This is a genomic window from Nocardioides faecalis (assembly GCF_018388425.1).
GTDB classification, from domain to species: domain Bacteria; phylum Actinomycetota; class Actinomycetes; order Propionibacteriales; family Nocardioidaceae; genus Nocardioides; species Nocardioides faecalis.
Window position 1 is genome coordinate 3030359 of record NZ_CP074406.1, and the last position, 18737, is coordinate 3049095.

Annotated in this window: 14 protein-coding genes; 6 read left to right on the forward strand and 8 right to left on the reverse strand. The window is 72.1% G+C overall.

Annotated elements, in window-relative coordinates; translation table 11 throughout:
* The first annotated feature begins 9 nt into the window (after window positions 1–9).
* Genes KG111_RS14310 through KG111_RS14320 form a run of 3 tightly spaced genes read left to right on the forward strand, consistent with a single transcriptional unit; the run spans window position 10 to window position 4084 of the window.
* The gene (locus KG111_RS14310) at window positions 10–1524 is read left to right on the forward strand and encodes an ABC transporter ATP-binding protein (RefSeq protein WP_205290959.1); all 1515 of its coding nucleotides are present in this window, start codon (window positions 10–12) and stop codon (window positions 1522–1524) included.
* On the forward strand, window positions 1521–2795 hold the full coding sequence (locus KG111_RS14315; RefSeq protein WP_249666146.1) for an ABC transporter permease: 1275 nt from the start codon (window positions 1521–1523) through the stop codon (window positions 2793–2795). Before KG111_RS14310 ends, KG111_RS14315 begins: the two co-directional genes overlap by 4 nt.
* Window positions 2792–4084, forward strand: a complete 1293-nt coding sequence (locus tag KG111_RS14320; protein ID WP_249666147.1) for an ABC transporter permease — start codon at window positions 2792–2794, stop codon at window positions 4082–4084. The genes KG111_RS14315 and KG111_RS14320 overlap by 4 nt, the downstream gene beginning before the upstream one ends.
* A 112-nt stretch (window positions 4085–4196) precedes the next feature.
* Here KG111_RS14320 and KG111_RS14325 read toward each other — a convergent pair whose 3' ends face one another.
* The 6 genes from KG111_RS14325 to KG111_RS14350 all read right to left on the reverse strand — a co-directional run bounded on the left by KG111_RS14325 (window position 4197) and on the right by KG111_RS14350 (window position 12807).
* Complete coding sequence (locus KG111_RS14325; protein ID WP_249666148.1) at window positions 4197–5375, reverse strand: amidohydrolase; 1179 nt, start codon at window positions 5373–5375, stop codon at window positions 4197–4199.
* Window positions 5376–5393: 18 nt separating this feature from the next.
* Window positions 5394–6266, reverse strand: a complete 873-nt coding sequence (locus KG111_RS14330; RefSeq protein WP_205290960.1) for a hypothetical protein — start codon at window positions 6264–6266, stop codon at window positions 5394–5396.
* Between the two features lie 119 nt (window positions 6267–6385).
* Entirely contained in the window at window positions 6386–7732 is a 1347-nt protein-coding gene (locus KG111_RS14335; RefSeq protein WP_205290961.1) for a hypothetical protein, read from the reverse strand.
* 170 nt (window positions 7733–7902) lie between these two features.
* Entirely contained in the window at window positions 7903–8880 is a 978-nt protein-coding gene (gene meaB, locus KG111_RS14340; RefSeq protein ID WP_205290962.1) for a methylmalonyl Co-A mutase-associated GTPase MeaB, read from the reverse strand.
* A 10-nt stretch (window positions 8881–8890) separates the two neighbouring features.
* Window positions 8891–11062, reverse strand: coding sequence for a methylmalonyl-CoA mutase (gene scpA, locus KG111_RS14345; RefSeq protein ID WP_205290963.1), 2172 nt, complete (start codon window positions 11060–11062; stop codon window positions 8891–8893).
* Entirely contained in the window at window positions 11059–12807 is a 1749-nt protein-coding gene (locus tag KG111_RS14350) for a methylmalonyl-CoA mutase family protein (protein WP_249666149.1), read from the reverse strand. The genes scpA and KG111_RS14350 overlap by 4 nt, the downstream gene beginning before the upstream one ends.
* 188 nt (window positions 12808–12995) lie before the next feature.
* On the opposite strand from KG111_RS14350, the gene KG111_RS14355 reads away from it, so the two are divergent.
* Window positions 12996–14063, forward strand: coding sequence for a hypothetical protein (locus tag KG111_RS14355; protein ID WP_205290965.1), 1068 nt, complete (start codon window positions 12996–12998; stop codon window positions 14061–14063).
* 34 nt (window positions 14064–14097) lie between these two features.
* Window positions 14098–14541: a hypothetical protein gene (locus KG111_RS14360; protein WP_205290966.1), complete on the forward strand. Its 444-nt coding sequence runs from the start codon at window positions 14098–14100 to the stop codon at window positions 14539–14541.
* 36 nt (window positions 14542–14577) lie between these two features.
* On the opposite strand, the gene fdhD is transcribed toward KG111_RS14360, so the two are convergent.
* Window positions 14578–15483 (reverse strand): formate dehydrogenase accessory sulfurtransferase FdhD, encoded by a 906-nt coding sequence (gene fdhD / locus KG111_RS14365; protein WP_205290967.1) that lies wholly within the window; start codon window positions 15481–15483, stop codon window positions 14578–14580.
* Window positions 15483–17810 (reverse strand): FdhF/YdeP family oxidoreductase, encoded by a 2328-nt coding sequence (locus tag KG111_RS14370; RefSeq protein WP_205290968.1) that lies wholly within the window; start codon window positions 17808–17810, stop codon window positions 15483–15485. Before KG111_RS14370 ends, fdhD begins: the two co-directional genes overlap by 1 nt.
* A gap of 234 nt (window positions 17811–18044) precedes the next feature.
* Between KG111_RS14370 and KG111_RS14375 the strand changes: the two genes are divergently transcribed.
* Window positions 18045–18734, forward strand: a complete 690-nt coding sequence (locus KG111_RS14375) for a succinate dehydrogenase cytochrome b subunit (protein WP_283770615.1) — start codon at window positions 18045–18047, stop codon at window positions 18732–18734.
* Window positions 18735–18737 lie beyond the last annotated feature (3 nt).

Genomic DNA, 18737 nt, shown 5'->3' on the forward strand with positions numbered 1-18737 from the left:
ATCAACTCCATGACGCTCGAACTCCGGGGCATCACCAAGCGCTTCGGCTCCCTGGTCGCCAACGACCAGATCTCCCTCACCGTGAAGGAGGGTGAGATCCATGCGCTGCTCGGCGAGAACGGCGCCGGCAAGTCGACGCTGATGAACGTGCTCTACGGCCTCTACACCGCCGACGAGGGCGAGATCCTGCTCGACGGTGTGCCCCAGCACTTCGAAGGTCCCGGGGACGCGATGGCCGCCGGCATCGGGATGGTGCACCAGCACTTCATGCTGATCCCGGTCTTCACCGTCGCCGAGAACGTGATGCTCGGCCACGAGTCCACCGGTTTCGCCGGCAGCCTCGACCTCGAGGCCGCCCGGGAGCGGGTGCGTGAGATCTCCGCCCGGTTCGGCTTCCACGTCGACCCGGACCGCGTCGTCGAGACGCTGCCGGTCGGCGTGCAGCAGCGCGTCGAGATCATCAAGGCCCTCTCCCGCGACGCCCGCGTCCTCGTCTTCGACGAGCCGACCGCGGTGCTCACCCCGCAGGAGACCGACGAGCTGATGGCGATCATGCGCCAGCTCAAGGAGTCGGGCACCTCCATCGTCTTCATCAGCCACAAGCTGCGCGAGGTCCGCGAGATCGCCGACCGGATCACCGTGATCCGCCGCGGCGCCGTCGTCGGCGAGGCCAGCCCGACGGCGACCAACGCCGAGCTCGCCGCGCTCATGGTGGGCCGCCCGGTCGAGCTGACCGTGCAGAAGCGGCCGGCCGAGCCCGGGCCGGACGCCCTGGTCGTCAAGGACCTGCAGGTCCTCGACGAGACCGGGCACATCCACGTCGACGGGATCAGCTTCTCCATCGCCGCCGGCGAGGTGCTCGGCGTCGCCGGGGTGCAGGGCAACGGGCAGACCGAGCTCACCGAGGCGCTGCTCGGCCTGCAGCACCACGTGCGCGGCTCCATCGAGCTCGACGGCAAGCAGCTCGTCGGTCGCTCGGTGCGCAAGATCCTCGACGCCGGTGTCGGCTTCATCCCCGAGGACCGCCAGGTCGACGGCCTCGTCGCCGACTTCACCCTGGCCGAGAACCTGATGCTCAACCGCAGCTACCGCGCGCCGTTCGTGCGCTTCGGCACGGTGCACCGCAAGGTCCTGGAGCGTTTCGCGAGCGAGAAGCTCGTGGAGTACGACGTCCGCGCGGCCGGCATCCACGCCACCGCAGGCCAGCTCTCCGGCGGCAACCAGCAGAAGGTGGTCGTGGCCCGCGAGCTCTCCCGGGACCTGCGGCTGCTCGTGGCCGCCCAGCCCACCCGCGGTGTCGACGTCGGGTCCATCGAGTTCATCCACAAGCAGGTGATCGTGACCCGCGACGCCGGGGTGCCGGTCCTGGTGGTCTCCACCGAGCTGGACGAGATCGCCGCCCTGTCGGACCGGATCATGGTGCTCTACCGCGGCAGGATCGTCGGGATCGTCCCGGCCGACACCCCTCGTGAGGTGCTCGGCCTGATGATGGCCGGCGAGCGGCCGGAAGGAATCGTCGCGTGATCGGGGAGGACAGCAACAAGATGCCGGAGGGCACCGAGAAGGACACCGGCCAGGAGCCCGGCGGCGCGGACGGTGGCGCGGACGGCGGCAAGGGGCGCCGTACCGACGCCGACCGGTGGCGCCGCGCGATGCGCGAGATCGCCATGGGCAACGCCATGGTCGCGCTGTTGTCGGTGCTGCTGGCCGTCGTGGTCGGCTCGCTGATGATCCTGCTGACCGACGAGGACGTGCGGGAGTCCGCCGGCTACCTGACCGCGCGCCCCAACGACTTCCTCTGGGCGGTGCGCTACGCGATCACCGACGCCTACAGCGCGCTGTTCCAGGGATCGATCTACAACACCAACGTCGAGGGCTTCGAGGCCCGGATCCGGCCGTTGTCCGAGACCCTGAAGTACTCCGGTCCGCTGATCCTCGCCGGCCTCGGCGTCGGCCTGGCGTTCCGCGCCGGGCTGTTCAACATCGGTGGCCGCGGCCAGATGCTGCTCGCCGGTGCCGCCGCCGGGTGGGTCGCGGTCAGCTTCGAGCTGCCCAAGGGCCTGCACCTGCCGCTGGCGGTGCTCGCCGGGATCGCCGCGGGCGCCCTGTGGGCCGGGATCGCCGGGTTCCTCAAGGCGCGCAGCGGCGCGCACGAGGTGATCGTGACGATCATGCTCAACTACGTCGGCTACTACTTGGTGTTCTACGCGCTCACCCGCCAGGGCTGGCTGCAGGCACCCGGCTCGGGGAACCCGAAGTCGGAGGCGATGCCGGAGTCGGTCATCCTGCCCCGGCTGCTCGGCGACAAGTTCAACCTGCACGCCGGCTTCCTCCTCGCGCTCATCGCGGTGGTCTTCACGTGGTGGCTGCTGAACAAGTCCGCGATGGGCTTCCGGTTCCGTGCCGTCGGGGAGAACCCGGACGCCGCACGCACCGCAGGCATCAACGTCGGCCGCACCTACGTCACCGTCATGCTGATCGCCGGCGCCCTGGTCGGCCTGGCCGGGGTGAACCAGGTCCTGGGCACCGCGACCAGCGGCGTGACGGTCGACCTCGACGCCGGCATCGGCTTCGACGCCATCACCGTCGCCCTGCTCGGCCGCTCCCGGCCGCTGGGCATCCTCGCCGCCGGCCTGCTCTTCGGCGCGCTGAAGGCCGGTGGCTTCTCGATGGCCGCCGCCGAGGGCATCCCGGTCGAGATCGTGCTGGTCATCCAGTCCCTCATCGTCCTGTTCATCGCCGCTCCCCCGCTGGTGCGAGCGCTGTTCCGACTGCCGAAGGAGGCGAACGCGTGAGCACCACGACCGCCCCCGTCCCCACCGACGAGCCCCTGGAGACCGTCTCCACGCTGCCGCCGCGGACGCTGCTCAAGACACCGATCGCGCTCGGCGTCGTCTCCTTGCTGGTCGCCTGGCTGGCCGTGTTCAAGGAGCGCCCCGGCGACACCACGTTCCGCCTGGCCACCGCCGCGGACCTGTTCGAGCTGCCCGAGGTCGTCGTGCCGTCCGGCGGCACCGTGTGGGTGGTCCTGGTGCTGCTGCTGGCCATCACGGCACTGTCCGCGCTCGCCACCGCGCGCGGGCGTCGTACGCCGCTGTGGCTGGTCGCGCTGTTCGGCGTGCTGGGCATGGTCGGCTTCCTGGCCTGGGCGGCCGCCGGCGGTACCGTGCCGGTGATCGGCCTGCTCGCCGGCTCCATCGCGCTGGCCGTGCCGCTGGTCTTCGGTGCGCTCGGCGGCGTGCTGGGCGAGCGGGCCGGCGTGGTCAACATCGCCATCGACGGCCAGCTGCTGTTCGGCGCCTTCGCCGCGGCGATGTTCGCCACCATGGCCGGCAGCGCCTGGGGCGGCCTGGTCGCGGCGATGGTGGCCGGCGCGATCGTCGCGATCATCCTCAGCTTCTTCGCGATCAGCTACTTCGTCGACCAGGTCATCGTCGGCGTGGTGCTCAACGTGCTGGTGATCGGCGTGACCAGCTTCCTCTTCGGCCAGCTGATGACCGACAACCCCGAGGGCCTCAACTCGCCGCCGCACTTCTCCCGGATCTCGATCCCGGTGCTCGGCGACATCCCGGTGATCGGTCCCGTGCTGTTCCGCCAGACGATCCTGGTCTACCTGATGTACGTCGCGGTCGCCGTCGTGGCGTGGGCCCTGTACCGCACCCGCTGGGGCCTGCGCGTGCGAGCCGTCGGCGAGCACCCGAAGGCCGCCGACACCGTCGGCATCAAGGTCAACCGGACCCGCTACACCACCATGCTGATCGCGGGCCTGATCGCCGGCGCCGGCGGTGCCACCTACACCCTGGTGTCGGTCCCGCAGTTCGGCCAGGAGATGACCGACGGCGCCGGGTACATCGCCCTGGCCGCCGTCATCTTCGGCCGCTGGGACCCGATCCGGGCCACGTTGGCGGCGCTGTTGTTCGGGTTCGCGACGAACCTGTCCGGGGTGCTCTCGGTGATCGGCTCGCCGGTGCCCAGCCAGTTCATGCTGATGCTGCCGTACGTCGTCACCATCGTCGCCGTCGCCGGGCTGGTCGGTGCCTCCCGCGCCCCCGCCGCGACCGGCAAGCCCTACCGGAAGGCCTGAGGCCGCTCCGCGCTCACCAGGACCCCGGGTCGCTCGTCGCGGCCCGGGGTCCGGCGCTTTCTGCGGACGGCTCCGGGCCCAGCCGCGGGGACCGCGGGCGATGAGCGGGAGGTCAGCGGGTGAGGGCGCGCACCGCGACGCCGGCCATCATCCGCGCGCCGTGGCCGATCGCCTGCTCGTCCACGGCGAAGTCGCCCTGGTGCAGGTCGTAGCGCGGGCCGCCCGCGGTGCGGGTGCCGAGGCGGAACATCGCGCCCGGCACCTGCTCCAGGTACCAGCCGAAGTCCTCCCCGCCGAGGCTCTGGCCGACCTCGGTGCGGTGGTGCGGGCCGAGCAGCTCGTCGGCGACCCCGGCCAGCATCGCCACGCTCGCGGCGTCGTTGACCACCGGCGGCACGCCTTGGAGGTAGTCCACGTTGGCGGTGACCCCGTAGGGCCGCACGATGTCCATCACGGCCTCGCGCACGACCGCCTGGCACGACGCCCACGCCTTGGCGTCCAGGATCCGCACCGTGCCGCTGGCGATGCCGCGGTCGGGGATCACGTTGGCCGCGGCGCCCGCCCGCAGCATCCCCCACACCACGCTCACCCCGGCGCGGGGGTCCATCCGGCGGCTCAGCACCGCCGGCAGCTCGCTGGTGATCTTGGCCAGCGCGAAGGTCAGGTCGCCGGTCAGGTGCGGGCGGGAGGTGTGCCCGCCCTGCCCCTCCAGCCGTACGTCGATCCGGTCGGCCGCGCTCGTGATCGGCCCGACCCGCAGGCCGACCGCACCCACGTCCACCGACGGCTCGCAGTGCAGCGCGAAGATCCGCTCGACGCCGTCGAGCGCGCCGTGGTTGATCAGGTGCCTGGCGCCGCCGGGCATGACCTCCTCGGCCGGCTGGAACAGCAGCCGCACCCGTCCGGGCAGCAGGTCCTGCTCGTGCGCGGCGCCCAGCGCGTGCGCGGCGCCGACAAGGGCCGCGGTGTGCACGTCGTGACCACAGGCGTGGGCCACGCCGGGCACCTGGCTGCGCCACGGGTCCTCGGTCAGGTCCTCGATCGGCAGGGCGTCGACGTCGGCGCGCAGCGCCACCAGCGGGCCCGCGGTGCCGAGGTCCGCCACGATGCCACTGCGCGGGGTGCGCACCACGCGCCAGCCGCATCGCTCCAGGTGCGCCTGGACCACGTTGAGGGTGCGGCTCTCCCGCCAGGCCAGCTCCGGGTGGCTGTGCAGGTCACGGCGAAGGTCGACGAGCTCCGCGTCGTACTTGCCCACGACGGAGTCGATCAGGTTCAGTGCTGCATCCACCGTCCCAGGGTATTCCGCTCAGGGGCGGGCACTCACCCGGTCCACGAAGGCCTGGTCCTGCGATCGGTCTCCGAGCCGGCAGCCCCAGGTGCTGACGATCTCGAGGTCGTGCTCTGGCGAGGGCGTCACGAGGAAGGCCGCACGCGCCCCCAGTCCGTGCCCGCCTGCGCGCTGGTTGGCGACGACGGGCAGCTCCTCGATGGCCTGCTGACCGTCCAGGGAGAGCCGGGCGCTGCCTCCCATCGCACCCGGCCGACAGCCTCCCCCCTGTCCTCGGACCTGGTCGGCACGCAGCCAGGTCTGGGCGGTGGCGACCGCCCAGATCGCGCCCGGCTCGGCCTGGGACGCCCACCCGAGACCCTCCAGGTACGGGTACTGCCACAGGTCGTAGCGGCAGGTGCGCACCGGGGCGGCGCCGGCGCCTTCCGGCCGGTCCTCCGTCTCCTCGCCGCAGCTCAGCAGCTCCAGGCGCGTGCTCGCGTCGTACAGACCGGCGGACTCGCCCTCATCTCGGCGACCGGACTCGTCGACGCTCTGTGGGACGCCGTCGAACTCGACCTCGAGCGAGAGCCCGTCGTCGGAGCTCTGCTCCACCTCGAGGTAGGAGAGCTCGTCAGCGGCGCTGAACGGCACCGGGTACGACGCGCCACCGATGACCAGGCTCACCCGGGTGAGCTCGGCCGGATCCACCGCAGGATCCTGCGGTGCCGTCGCCGGGGTCCCCTCGAGGTCGCGGTACTCGACCCGGATCGGCACGAAGGCACGGTCACCGTCAGCCTCGATCGCCTCGCCGGACGCGACCTGTGCCGCCGGGATCGTCCGGACCTGCCCCCCCACCGTGAGCCGCACCCGCCCGGTCGGCAGCTGCACCCACAGGGTGGGCCCCACCACCTTCACAGGCCTGGCACCGGCCAGGTCCGGAGCGCTTGGGGCACCGCACCCGGCAAGCAGCGAGGCAACCACTGCTAGGGCCCCGACGGCCCCGAGGGCCGTGGCCCCGGAGGGGCGGCTCACAGCAGCGCGCGCACGTCGTCGGTGTCGTTGAGGTTGCGTCGCTCGACCTCGTTCTCGATCCGCCGGTAGTCACCGCTGATCGCCTCGTCGGTCATGCCGATGAGGGCAGCCGCCTCCTCGAGCTTGTCCGCGGCCGCCTCCAGGTCGCCCGACAACCCGGTGAGCAACGCAGAGGTGCGCGTCTGCAGTGCATCGAACTGCGACCAAGCACCGTTCGGGGCGAGGCCGACGCCACCCTCGCGCCGGAACCCGTCGTCGGCGGTGACGGTGAGGTAACTCTCGGCCTTGCGCAGGTCCGCGGCGACCGAGGGAAGCCACAGCTCGGTGATCTGCGCGATCATCCGCTTGTCGACGATGAGGCCCTGTCGTGCGCTGAGCACCTCGCCGGTGGGTGCGGAGGTGAGCTCGGGGGCCGTGAGCTCGCACGAGCCGCTGTCGGCGAACACCTTCGCCGACGTCAGCAGGTCCCGGATCCCGACCTCCTGGACCTCGATCTGCTTGTCCAGCGCGTCGAGCCAGGCCTCCATGTTGGCCAGCACGGTGTCCGGGTGGTCCGCCCCCAGCGGAAGGTCTTCGAAGGAGGTGTCCGCGGTCTTCGCGGCCTCCACCCCGGCTCCGATCGCGGCGGCACCGCTGATCGCACCGAACAGGGCCACGGAGCCGCCGAGCGTCGGCACCGCGGCGAGCGCGGTGCCGATCGCAGCCACCACGGTGAGCCCCAACACCAGGCTCCCGTCGGGACCACCGTCCGGACCGGACGACTTCATTGCCTGGAGTGCGTCGTGCTCGAAGTTCGCGACGTCGTCCGAGGCCCGTCCCCACACCTCGCCCTGGGCGCGGCTCGCCACTGCGAGCGCGGAGATCAACATGTCCTGCCCGCCCACGGTCGCCGGCAGGTCGTTGACGTAGTAGTCGGAGAACGCCTCGGCGTAGCGCCCGTTGAGGTCCCCGGCCCGGGACTTGAGTCGCTCCAGGTCTCCGGCGAGCCGGGAGTTCACGTCCCCGGCGGCGTCCCCGGTGCCGGTCAGGTTCTCCGGGTCGATGTTGAGCTCGCGGGCCGCCCAGTCGAGCAGCGCGGCCGAGGTGTATCGGCTCGGCAGGTTCTGCCACTTGGTGAACAGGTCCTCGATCAGCGGCGGCCACTTCTCGATCGCCGCGAGCGCCTGGGCGACCAGGAGGTCCCGGCTCAGCTCCCCCGTGGCGCCCCCGTGCTCGGTGGAGTACTCGCCGGAGTAGGTGTTCACCTCGATCGTCGCGTAGGTGTAGGAGTACGCCGTGCTGGCATTGATCTCACGCTTGAGGGAGTACTCGCCGGTGGACTCCCAGGCGCTGGCATCGTGCATCAGCTCCGCCTTCGCCGCCGCTGCCGCGATCAACCGGCTGTAGAGCCCTACCGACCTGCCACCACCGCCACCACCGTCGTCATGCACCACAACTCACCCCGCGTCCGAGTCCGTCATCGTCGGCGGGTCTTCTGCCCTGAGACACTGCAGGCAAACCGTAGGTGCGGGTCTCAGCTGCTCTCGTCGTAGGCGGCGAGGATCCGGTCGGCGGCCAACGGCGCGGTGAGCTCGCCGTCGAGCAGCGCGCTGCGCACCTGCCCGGAGACGGCCTTCACCGCCGCGTTGTGCCGCAACCGCTGGTCCAGCTCGTCGCGGACCAGCGCCCAGGTGAACTCGAGCTGCTGCTCGGCGCGCTTGCGGGCCAGGCCGGCCTCGCCCAGGTGCTCGCGGTGCGCCTGCACCTGCGCCCACACCTCGTCGACCCGCTGGCCGGTGAGGCCGGAGCAGGTGACCACCGGCGGTGCCCACTCGTCGTGACCGCGGACCAGGCGCAGCGCACCGGCGAGCTCACGGGCGGCGCTGCGCGCCTCCTGCTCACGGTCGCCGTCGGCCTTGTTGACCGCGATCACGTCGGCGAGCTCGAGGATGCCCTTCTTGATGCCTTGGAGCTGGTCCCCGGTGCGGGCCAGGGTGAGGAACAAGAAGGTGTCGACCATCCCGGCGACGGTCACCTCGGACTGGCCGACGCCGACGGTCTCGACCAGCACCACGTCGTACCCGGCGGCCTCGAGGACCGACATCGCCTGCACGGTGGCGCGGGCGACGCCGCCCAGCGTGCCGGCCGACGGCGAGGGCCGGATGAACGCGTTCGGGTCGCAGGACAGCTGCGCCATCCGGGTCTTGTCGCCCAGCACCGAGCCGCCGGTGCGCACCGAGGAGGGGTCCACCGCGAGCACCCCGACCTTGTGCCCGGCGGCCGTGAGCCGACCGCCGAGCGCCTCGATGAAGGTCGACTTGCCCACCCCGGGCACGCCGGAGATGCCGATCCGGACCGCCGGCGGCGCCTCGGTGTGCCCGGCCAGCTCGGTCAGCAGCCGCCGGGCCGTCTCCCGGTGCCGCGGGGCGGTCGACTCGACGAGCGTGATGGCACGGGCCACCTGCGCGCGCCGGCCCGCCCGGATCCCGTCGAGCAGCTGCTCAACGTCCACCCGCGCGCCCTCAGTGCCCGAGGAGGTCGCGGAGCTTGGCCAGCAGGTCCAGCGCCGACTCGGCGATCACCGTGCCGGGCAGGAACACCGAGGCGGCGCCCATCTCCTTGAGGGTGGGCACGTCGTCGGGCGGGATGACGCCCCCGATGACGACCATGATGTCGTCACGGCCCTGCTCGGCCAGCGCGTTCTTGAGCGCCGGGAGCAGGGCGAGGTGGCCGGCGGCCAGCGACGAGACACCGACGATGTGCACGTCGGCATCGATCGCCTGCTGCGCGACCTCCTCGGGCGTGGAGAACAGCGGCCCCACGTCGACGTCGAAGCCCATGTCGGCGAAGGCGGACACGACCACCTTCTGGCCGCGGTCGTGACCGTCCTGGCCCATCTTGGCGACCAGGATCCGCGGCCGGCGGCCCTCGGCCTCCGCGAACTCGTCGGTCGCGGTGCGGACCTGTCCGAGCAGGGTGTCGCCCGCCTCGTTCGCCTCGTCCCGGTACACGCCGGAGATGGTACGGATGACCGCCTGGTGCCGGCCGTAGACCTTCTCCAGCGCCGCCGAGATCTCGCCCACGGTGGCCTTGTTGCGCGCGGCCACGACGGCCAGGTCGAGCAGGTTGCCCTCCCCGGTGTCGGCGGAGCGGGTGAGCGCCTCCAGCGCGGCCTCGACCTCGCCGGCGTCGCGCTCGGCGCGCAGCCGCTCGAGCTTGGCGATCTGGGCGCGGTAGACCTCGTCGTTGTCGACCTTGAGCACCTCGAGCGGGTCCTCGGCGGCCAGCCGGTAGGTGTTGACGCCGATCACCTTCTGCGCGCCGGAGTCGATCCGGGCCTGGGTGCGGGCGGCGGCCTCCTCGATGCGCATCTTCGGGATGCCCTGCTCGATCGCGGCGGCCATGCCGCCGGCGGCCTCGGCCTCGGCGATGTGGGCCCAGGCGCGCTCGGCGAGGTCGTGGGTGAGCTTCTCGACGTAGTACGAGCCGGCCCACGGATCGATGGTGTGGGTGGTGCCGCTCTCCTGCTGCAGCAGCAGCTGGGTGTTGCGCGCGATCCGGGCCGAGAAGTCGGTGGGCAGCGCGATCGCCTCGTCGAGGGCGTTGGTGTGCAGCGACTGGGTGTGGCCCTGGGTCGCGGCCATCGCCTCGATCGCGGTGCGCCCCACGTTGTTGAACACGTCCTGGGCGGTCAGCGACCACCCGGAGGTCTGCGAGTGGGTGCGCAGCGACAGCGACTTCGGGTTCGCCGGCTCGAACTGGCGCACCAGCCGGCTCCACAGCGCCCGGGCCGCGCGCATCTTGGCGACCTCCATGTAGAAGTTCATGCCGATCGCCCAGAAGAACGAGAGTCGCGGCGCGAACTGGTCGATCGTCAACCCCGACTCCAGGCCCGCGCGGATGTACTCCACGCCGTCGGCCAGGGTGTAGGCGAGCTCGAGGTCGGCGGTCGCCCCGGCCTCCTGCATGTGGTAGCCGGAGATCGAGATGGAGTTGAACCGCGGCATCCGCTGGCTGGTGAAGGCGAAGATGTCGGAGATGATCCGCATCGACGGCGTCGGCGGGTAGATGTAGGTGTTGCGGACCATGAACTCCTTGAGGATGTCGTTCTGGATGGTCCCCGAGAGCTGCTCCGGCTTCACCCCCTGCTCCTCGGCCGCGGCGATGTAGAGGGCGAGGACCGGCAGCACGGCGCCGTTCATCGTCATCGACACGCTCATCTGGTCCAGCGGGATGCCGTCGAAGAGCGTGCGGGTGTCGTAGATCGAGTCGATCGCCACGCCCGCCATGCCGACGTCGCCGCGCACCCGGGGGTGGTCGGAGTCGTAGCCGCGGTGGGTGGCCAGGTCGAAGGCGACCGACAGGCCCTTCTGCCCGGCCGCGAGGTTGCGGCGGTAGAAGGCGTTGGACTCCTCGGCGGTGGAGAAGCCGGCGTACTGCCGGATCGTCCACGGCTGGGTGGTGTACATCGTCGGGTAGGGCCCGCGCAGGAACGGGCTGAGGCCCGGGTAGGTGTCCAGCGCGTCGAGCCCGGCGAGGTCACCGGGGCCGTACGACGGCTTGATCTCGATGCCCTCCGGGCTGCGCCAGCCCTCGCCGAGGGGCAGGTCGGGCGCGGCGTCGGCGCCCGCGTCGGCCGGGGTGGAGCCGGCGTCGAAGAGCGGGACTCCCGCGAAGCTGTCGGGGATACTCATGCCAGGGCCTCCCGGGTCCGGTTGAGGAAGGACAGGGCGTCCACGCCCATGGCCGCGCTGTCGTCGACGTAGTCGGTGGCCTTGCCCGCGATGACCACGCGCTGGGCGCCGGCCTCACGCAGCGCCTCCGCCGCGGCCTGGCCCCATTCGGTGTAGACGGCGTCGGTGCCGGCCAGGCACACGACCGGGGACGGCTCGGCCGTCGCCCGGTACGCCGCCACGACGTCCTCGACACCCGAGGTCGGTCCGGCGACCTCGACCGCCACGCCGCCGGCGGCGAACAGGTTGGCGGCGAAGGTGGCGCGGGCGGTGTGCTGGGCGATCGGACCCAGCGTGGCCAGGAAGACCGGGCGCGTGGCGGGGGTGTCGCGCAGCTCCTCGAACGAGGCGCCGTAGCGCCGGACCCGGTCGTTGAGCGGGTCGGGAGCCCGCTGCGGCAGGGTCTCGGCGAGGTTGGGGAACTCGCTCAGCCCGGTCAGGGGGCGCTTGCGGCGGGCGATGTCGGCCTCGCGGGCCTCGACGACGGCGGCGACGCGGCTGCGGAAGCCGTCGAAGTCGTGGCCGCCCTCCCACTCGGCCTCCAGGCGCAGGAACTCCGCCCAGCCGGCCTCCGCGAGGTCGCTGGTGAGCTGCTCGACGGCGTAGGCGCCGCCGGCGGGGTCGGCGACCGCGGCGACGTGGGACTCGTCGATGAGCAGGTGGTTGACGTTGCGCGCGATCCGGCGGCCGAAGCCCTCCGGCAGGCCGTTGGCGCTGTCGAAGGGCAGCACCGTGACCGCGTCCGCGCCGCCGACGCCCGCGGCGAAGGCGGCGACGGTGCCGCGCAGCATGTTCACGTAGGGGTCGTACTTGGAGAGCATCGGCCGGCTGGTCACCGCGTGCTGGCGCTGCGGGATGCCGCCGTCCGGGCCGGCCGAGGCGCCGCTGACCTCCAGCACGCGCGCCCACAGCACGCGGGCGGCGCGCAGCTTGGCGATGCTGGGGAACTGCTCGTCGGTCACCGCGTAGCGGAACTCGATCTGACCGGCGGCCTCGGCCACGGACAGCCCGTGCGCGCTCAGCCAGCGCAGGTAGGCCACGCCCACGGCGATCGACCAGCCGAGCTCCTGGGCGTCGCTGGCGCCGAGGTCGTGGGCGGCGGTGGCGTCGACGGCGATCGCACGGATGTCGTGCTGCCGCGCCTTGCCGGCCAGCGTCTGCAGCTGCGCGACGGCGTCGTCGATGGCGACCGGCACCTCGCGCAGCATCGCCCCGAGCGGGTCGATGCCGAGGTTGGAGTCGGGGTGCTTGGCGCCGGGCAGCGCGAGGAACGCCTCCGCCACGGCGGTGGTGGCACCGGGCGCGTCGAGCACCACGGGCGCCAGGTCGAGCAGCACGCCGGCCAGCGTCGCGGCGACGTCGGTGCTCTCGTCGGCGGCCAGCCACAGGCTCGTCACGCCGCCGTCGAGGTCGACCAGCGCCGCCTCGTTGGCGAGCTTGGCGTCCGGGCCGCTGACCAGGGAGCGGATGTCCCACGACCCGGCGCGCGAGGGGCGCACCGAGGTCGTCGTACCGCCGGGGAGGCCGAGCGGGGTCACGGCGATGCCGTCCAGCGTGGTGCGGGTCAGCTTCTGCCACACGTCGGAGTCCGGGGCGTCCTCGGCGAGCTTGCGGCTCTTGCGCAGGACCGCGGCCGTGGCCGCCTCCCAGTCCGCACGGGTGTGTGCGTCCTCGGGCTGCGCCAGGGAGAGGGGCGTGTCAGTCACGAACGTCAAGCCTATCTTCGGGGAGCGGCATCGTCGGGAGTGACCATACTTCGGCCGCAACCCCGGTCCACGGCCCGGCGTGGTACCGCAGGTTTGCCAGGACCGTCGACGGGTCACGAGCCGACTCGGTCGCGCCCGGTGCCTCGCACGGGCGCAGCCCTCCGCTCCCGTCACACGAAGGTCTGCCGATGCTCCGCACCACACCCGCCCGATGGGCCGCCGTGGTGGTGGCCACGCTGGTCGTGGCGCTCGCGGTGCTGGCCGCGGTGGGGCGCGGGCCCTTGCGGAGCCAGGAGACCCTGCCGGTCGGCTTCGTGGCCGCCGGGTCCGCCGGCACCGGTCTGGACGAGGTGGGCGCGGTGCGTCTGCCGATCGGCGTCGTGCGGCTCTTCGCCGGTCCGGCGGTCGAGGAGATCGCTGCGCGCCGGGTCGGCAAGGCCGGCGAGGGCCGGGTGCGGGCCCAGGACGGGGCGCGGATCGTGCCGCTGACCTGGCGCTTCGCGCCGGGCCTGGCCTACGACGACCTGATCGCCCATCCCCTGCGCTACTCCCTGGCGGTGGTGTCCGACGACGAGCGCACCGAGCTCGGCGAGCAGGACGTCGACCCGCGTGCGAGCGCCGCTTCGGGGGTGCCCGCGGAGGGCGCCGCGGTCGTGGTGGTCGACGGCGACGGTCGCGACCTCGACCTGGTCGTGACGTACGAGGACGTGGCGCAGACCGTCGACGCGGCCTCGGGCGACCTCGACGCCGGCCGTGCCGCGGCCCTCTACCCCGACGGTCCGACCACGCTGGGCGTGGCGGAGGACTGCGACGCCCGGCGCACGCGCCAGGCGCGCAACCTCGACGCGGGCGCCGGCTCGATCTACTGCCGGGTCGGCCCGCTCACCCGGACGTCGTACCTGCCGGGTCGAGGCTGGGCCCCGGACGGGAGGGTGTGGAGTGCTGTGACCCTCACGGTGACCGCGCCCGCCGCGCTCACCTGGCTGCCGACCGGAGACCCCTACGCGGTGCGACACGGGGCCGTGGACGTGACCCTCTCCGGCGCAGAGCCGGTCAGCGGGCCCGCCCGGGGACCGGGCGCCCGGGACGGCCGGACCAGGTGGAGCGGCACGTGGGTGTTCAGCACGCCCGCCGACCTCGTCCCTGCGCGGCTGCACGTGGCCGCCCCCATGACCGCGGTGCGCGCGGCCGGCTCCGACGCCGGACCCCCCACGGTCGTCTTCGGCATCGACCAGACCTTCACCCTCAAGCGCTGAGGCCCAGAGACCGCAGCCATCGACCCACACGGGAGTGACCATGACCGGCGACGGCATCGACTTCGCGAACTTCGAAAGCTCTGCCAGCTTCGTGACGACCGGCATGCTGGACCGTCTCGCGGAAGCGATGATCGACGCCTTCATGCGGCGCAGCCAGCCCTACGTGGTCGACGGATCCTTGATCGGCGACCACTGCCACGACGTCGCGAGCAAGCTCGCGTCCGCGCCCGAGATCGGACCGTGGCTGCGAGGGGTCAGCGGCGGCGGCGGGAGCGGCCACTACTCCTCGTTCTCCTCCCTGGTCGAGGTGGTGGTGGCCCTGCTCAAGAACAACGGCACGGAGATGCGCGACGTCGCCGCCAAGTGCGTGGAAGTGCTCAACGACTTCAAGGGAACCGACGACGGCATCCGCGCGGAGCTCGACCAGCTTGCCTCGGAGGTCGAGCAGCAGACCAAGGAGGACAAGGGCGTGTCCTGACGCAGGAGCCTCGGACCGGTGCTCGGTGAGCCAGGCCTATCCGGCGCGGTGTCCGGAGACGGTGTCCCCGTCCGCGTCTGCCTCACCGACGGTGCCGGCCAGTACGCCGTCCTCGCCTGGCGCGAGCACCCGGGGCGCGCCGGTGTAGACGTTCATCGAGGCGCCCCGCAGGAAGCCGACCAGGCTCAGCCCGCTCTCCTCGGCCAGGTCGACGGCCAGCGAGGAGGGCGCGGAGACGGCGGCGAGCATCGGGATGCCGGCCATCACCGCCTTCTGCACCAGCTCGAAGGAGGCGCGGCCGCTGACCATCAGCACCGTGCCCCGCAACGGCAGCCACCCCGAGCGCAGGGCGTGCCCGACGACCTTGTCCACCGCGTTGTGCCGGCCGACGTCCTCGCGCAGGACCAGCAGCTCTCCCTCGGCGGAGAACAGGCCGGCGGCGTGCAGGCCGCCGGTGCGGTCGAAGACGCGCTGCGCCGCGCGCAGCCGCTCCGGCAACGCCGCCAGCACCTCGACCCCGACGCGCAGCGGGTCCTCGCGCACCGACCACGTCGCGGTGGTCCGCACCGCGTCCAGGCTCGCCTTGCCGCACATGCCGCAGGACGAGGTCGTGTAGAAGCTGCGTTCCAGCGAGACGTCCGGGGCGGGCACGGCGGGGTCCAGCCCGACGTCGACGACGTTGTAGGTGTTGGTGCCGTCCGCGAGCGCGCCCGCGCAGTACCGGATCGAACGGATGTCCTCGCTGTCGCGCACCACGCCCTCGCCGAGCAGGAACCCCGCGGCCAGGTCGAAGTCGTCACCGGGCGTGCGCATCGTGATGCTCAGCGGCCGCCCGTCGAGGCGGATCTCCATCGGCTCCTCGACCGCGAGGGTGTCGGGCCGGTACGACACACCGCCCTCGCGCACCCGCAGCACGGGGCGTCGTACGCTCACCCGTCCCATCAGCGCACCGCCGTCCCGTCGGTGACGGCGCCGGCCGGCTCGGGCACCGGCTCGGGCACCGGCTCGAGGCGGACGATGACCCCCTTCGAGGTCGGGGTGTTGCTCCCGTCCGCGACGCTGTCCAGCGGCACCAGCACGTTCGCCTCCGGGTAGTACGCCGCCGCGGAGCCGCGTGCCGCCGGGTAGCCGACGACCCGGAAGCCCGGCGCACGTCGCTCGGTGCCGTCGGTCCAGACGCTGACCACGTCCACCAGCGACCGGTCGGCGAGGCCCAGCTCGGCCAGGTCCTCGGGGTTGACCATCACCACCCGTCGGGCGTCGTGGATGCCGCGGTAGCGGTCGTTGCCGGAGTAGGGGACGGTGTTCCACTGGTCGTGCGAGCGCATCGTCTGCAGCACCAGGTGCCCCGGCGGGACGCGCAGCCACTCCAGCTCGTTGCACGTCAGCACGGCCTTGCCGCTCGGGGTGCGGAACACCCGGTCAGCCACGGGCGTGGGCAGCCGGAAGCCGGCGCCGTCGGCGATCTTGGCGTTGAAGTCGTCGAAGCCGGGGACCACCCGGGCGATGTGGTCGCGGATGCGGCCGTAGTCGGCCTCGAAGCCGGCCCAGTCGATGCGCGGGTTGGGCTCGAGGGTGCGCCGGGCCAGCCGGCTGATGATCGCGACCTCGCTGAGCAGGTGCGGCGAGGCAGGCTCGAGCTTGCCGCGCGAGGCGTGCACCTGGCTCATCGAGTCCTCGACGGTGACGACCTGCACGCCGCCGGCCTGGCGGTCCACCTCGCTGCGGCTCAGCGTGGGCAGGATCAGCGCGGTCTCCCCGCACACGGTGTGCGAGCGGTTGAGCTTGGTGGAGACCTGCACGGTCAGCCGGCAGCTGCGCAGCGCCTCCTCGGTGACGTCGCTGTCGGACATGGCGCGCACGAAGTTGCCGCCGACGCCGACGAAGACCTTCGCCCGGCCCTCACGCATGGCCCGCACCCCGGCGACCGAGTCGACGCCGTGCTCACGCGGCGGCTCGAAGCCGAACTCGGCGCCCAGCGCGTCGAGGAACGCGTCCGGCGGGCGCTCCCAGATGCCCATCGTGCGGTCGCCCTGGACGTTGCTGTGTCCGCGCACCGGGCACACACCGGCACCGGGGCGGCCGATGTTGCCGCGCAGCAGCAGGAAGTTCGCGATCTCGCGGATCGTCGGCACGCCGTGCTTGTGCTGGGTGAGCCCCATCGCCCAGCACACGATGACGCTGCGCGCCTCGAGCACCATCGCCAGGGTCTGCTCGATCTCCTCGCGCGCCAACCCGGTGGCCGCGAGCACCTCGTCCCAGGTCAGGCCGGCCAGGTGCGCGCGCAGCTCGTCGAGGCCGATGGCGTGCTGGTCGAGGAAGTCGTGGTCCAGCACCGTGCCCGGCGCGGCGTCCTCCGCCTCGAGCAGCAGCCGGTTGAGGAGCTGGAACAGCGCCAGGTCGCCACCGGGACGGATCTGCAGGAACTGGTCGGCGATCTTGGTGCCGCGCCCGACGATGCCGCGCGGGCGCTGCGGGTTCTTGAACCGGATCAACCCGGCCTCGGGCAGCGGGTTGACCGCGATGATCTTGCCGCCGTTGCGCTTGGTCTCCTCCAGCGCCGAGAGCATCCGCGGGTGGTTCGTGCCCGGGTTCTGGCCCACCACGAAGATCAGGTCGGCGGCGTGGATGTCGTCCAGGGAGACCGTGCCCTTGCCGGTGCCGAGCGTCGCGCCGAGGGCGTCGCCGCTCGACTCGTGGCACATGTTCGAGCAGTCCGGCAGGTTGTTGGTGCCGTAGGCGCGGACGAAGAGCTGAAGCAAGAACGCGGCCTCGTTGCTGACCCGACCGGAGGTGTAGAACATCGCCTCGTCGGGTGAGTCCAGGCCGCGCAGCTCGGCGGCGACGAGGCCCAGCGCCTCGTCCCAGCCGACCGGCTCGTAGTGGGTCGCGCCGGCACGCTTGAGCATCGGCTCAGTGAGCCGTCCCTGCTGGTTGAGCCACATGTCGGAATGCGCGTCGAGGTCGGCCACCGAGTGCTCGGCGAAGAACTCGGCGGTGATGCGCCGCGAGGTCGCCTCGTCGTTGACGTGCTTGGCGCCGTTCTCGCAGTACTCGTTGGTGTGCCGCTTCTTGTTCTCCGGCCAGGCGCAGCCCGGGCAGTCGATGCCCCCGGCCTGGTTGAGGTTGAGCAGCGTCAGCGCCGTACGACGGGGCGAGGTCTGCGACAGCGAGTAGCCCAGCGCGTGCTGCACCCCCGGAAGTCCGGCGGCCCACGTCTTGGGCTCGGTCACGCGCAGGTCGTCCGCGGGGTCCTCGATCGGCTTCATCGCCGCGCTCCTCTCGCCGGGCCGGCGTCGCGACGCGGTCCGCGTCACTCGTGCCGGCTAGGTCGTCCAGTCTCCCCCGGGGCGCCAACGCGCACCGAGCACGGGGGCAGCGCCCGGGAACAGCGGGCAGTAAGGCTCGCCTTACGTGCATATCTCACACACGGTCGCCGTCCGCGCGCCCGCGAGGCAGGAGTAGCGTGGCCCCCTGTGGCAACGACGACGCGACCTGAACTGGTGAAGGGCTCCCGCGGAGCTCGCTCAACCATCGCCCTGAAACTCCTGATGGCCGTCAGCGGCCTGCTGTTCATCGCCTTCACGCTGGCGCACATGTACGGCAACCTCATGACCTTCGGCGGGGAGCGGGTGTTCAACGACTACGCGCACCACCTGCGCGAGTTCGGGGAGCCGATGCTGCCGAAGGAGGGCTTCCTGTGGATCCTGCGCGTCGGCCTGATCCTGGCGCTGATCGCCCACGTCGCCTCCGCCGCGATCCTCTCCGCGCGGGCCTCGAAGGCGCGCCCGGTGAAGTACGCGGTGAAGAAGAACCGCGGCTCCTCGCTCTCCTCGCGCACCATGCGCTGGGGCGGGGTGGCCCTGCTGGTCTTCATCGTGTGGCACCTCCTCAACTTCACCATCGTCAAGATCAACCCGAGCAACGGTGAGACCGGTGGCGACAACCCCTACGAGCTGCTCGTGCAGACGTTCGACCTGTGGTGGATGACGGTGATCTACCTGATCGCGATGGTCGCGCTCGGGATGCACCTGCACCACGGCACGTTCAGCGCGATGCAGACGCTCGGCTTCACCAACACCGCGGCGTCCCGGGCTCGTGCGCGAGCAGCCGGCTGGGTGGTCGCGATCGTGATCGCCGGCGGCTTCTCGCTGGTCCCGCTGTCCGTCCTCGTCGGCATCATCGAGAAGTAAGGA

What these genes read in the sequence shown, in the direction of transcription:
- KG111_RS14355 (WP_205290965.1), top strand. Translation starts at nt 12,996, where the DNA reads ATGCTCCGCACCACACCCGCCCGATGGGCCGCCGTGGTGGTGGCCACG.
- KG111_RS14310 (WP_205290959.1), top strand. Translation starts at nt 10, where the DNA reads ATGACGCTCGAACTCCGGGGCATCACCAAGCGCTTCGGCTCCCTGGTC.
- KG111_RS14370 (WP_205290968.1), bottom strand. Translation starts at nt 17,810, where the DNA reads ATGAAGCCGATCGAGGACCCCGCGGACGACCTGCGCGTGACCGAGCCC.
- fdhD (WP_205290967.1), bottom strand. Translation starts at nt 15,483, where the DNA reads ATGGGACGGGTGAGCGTACGACGCCCCGTGCTGCGGGTGCGCGAGGGC.
- scpA (WP_205290963.1), bottom strand. Translation starts at nt 11,062, where the DNA reads ATGAGTATCCCCGACAGCTTCGCGGGAGTCCCGCTCTTCGACGCCGGC.
- KG111_RS14335 (WP_205290961.1), bottom strand. Translation starts at nt 7,732, where the DNA reads ATGCACGATGCCAGCGCCTGGGAGTCCACCGGCGAGTACTCCCTCAAG.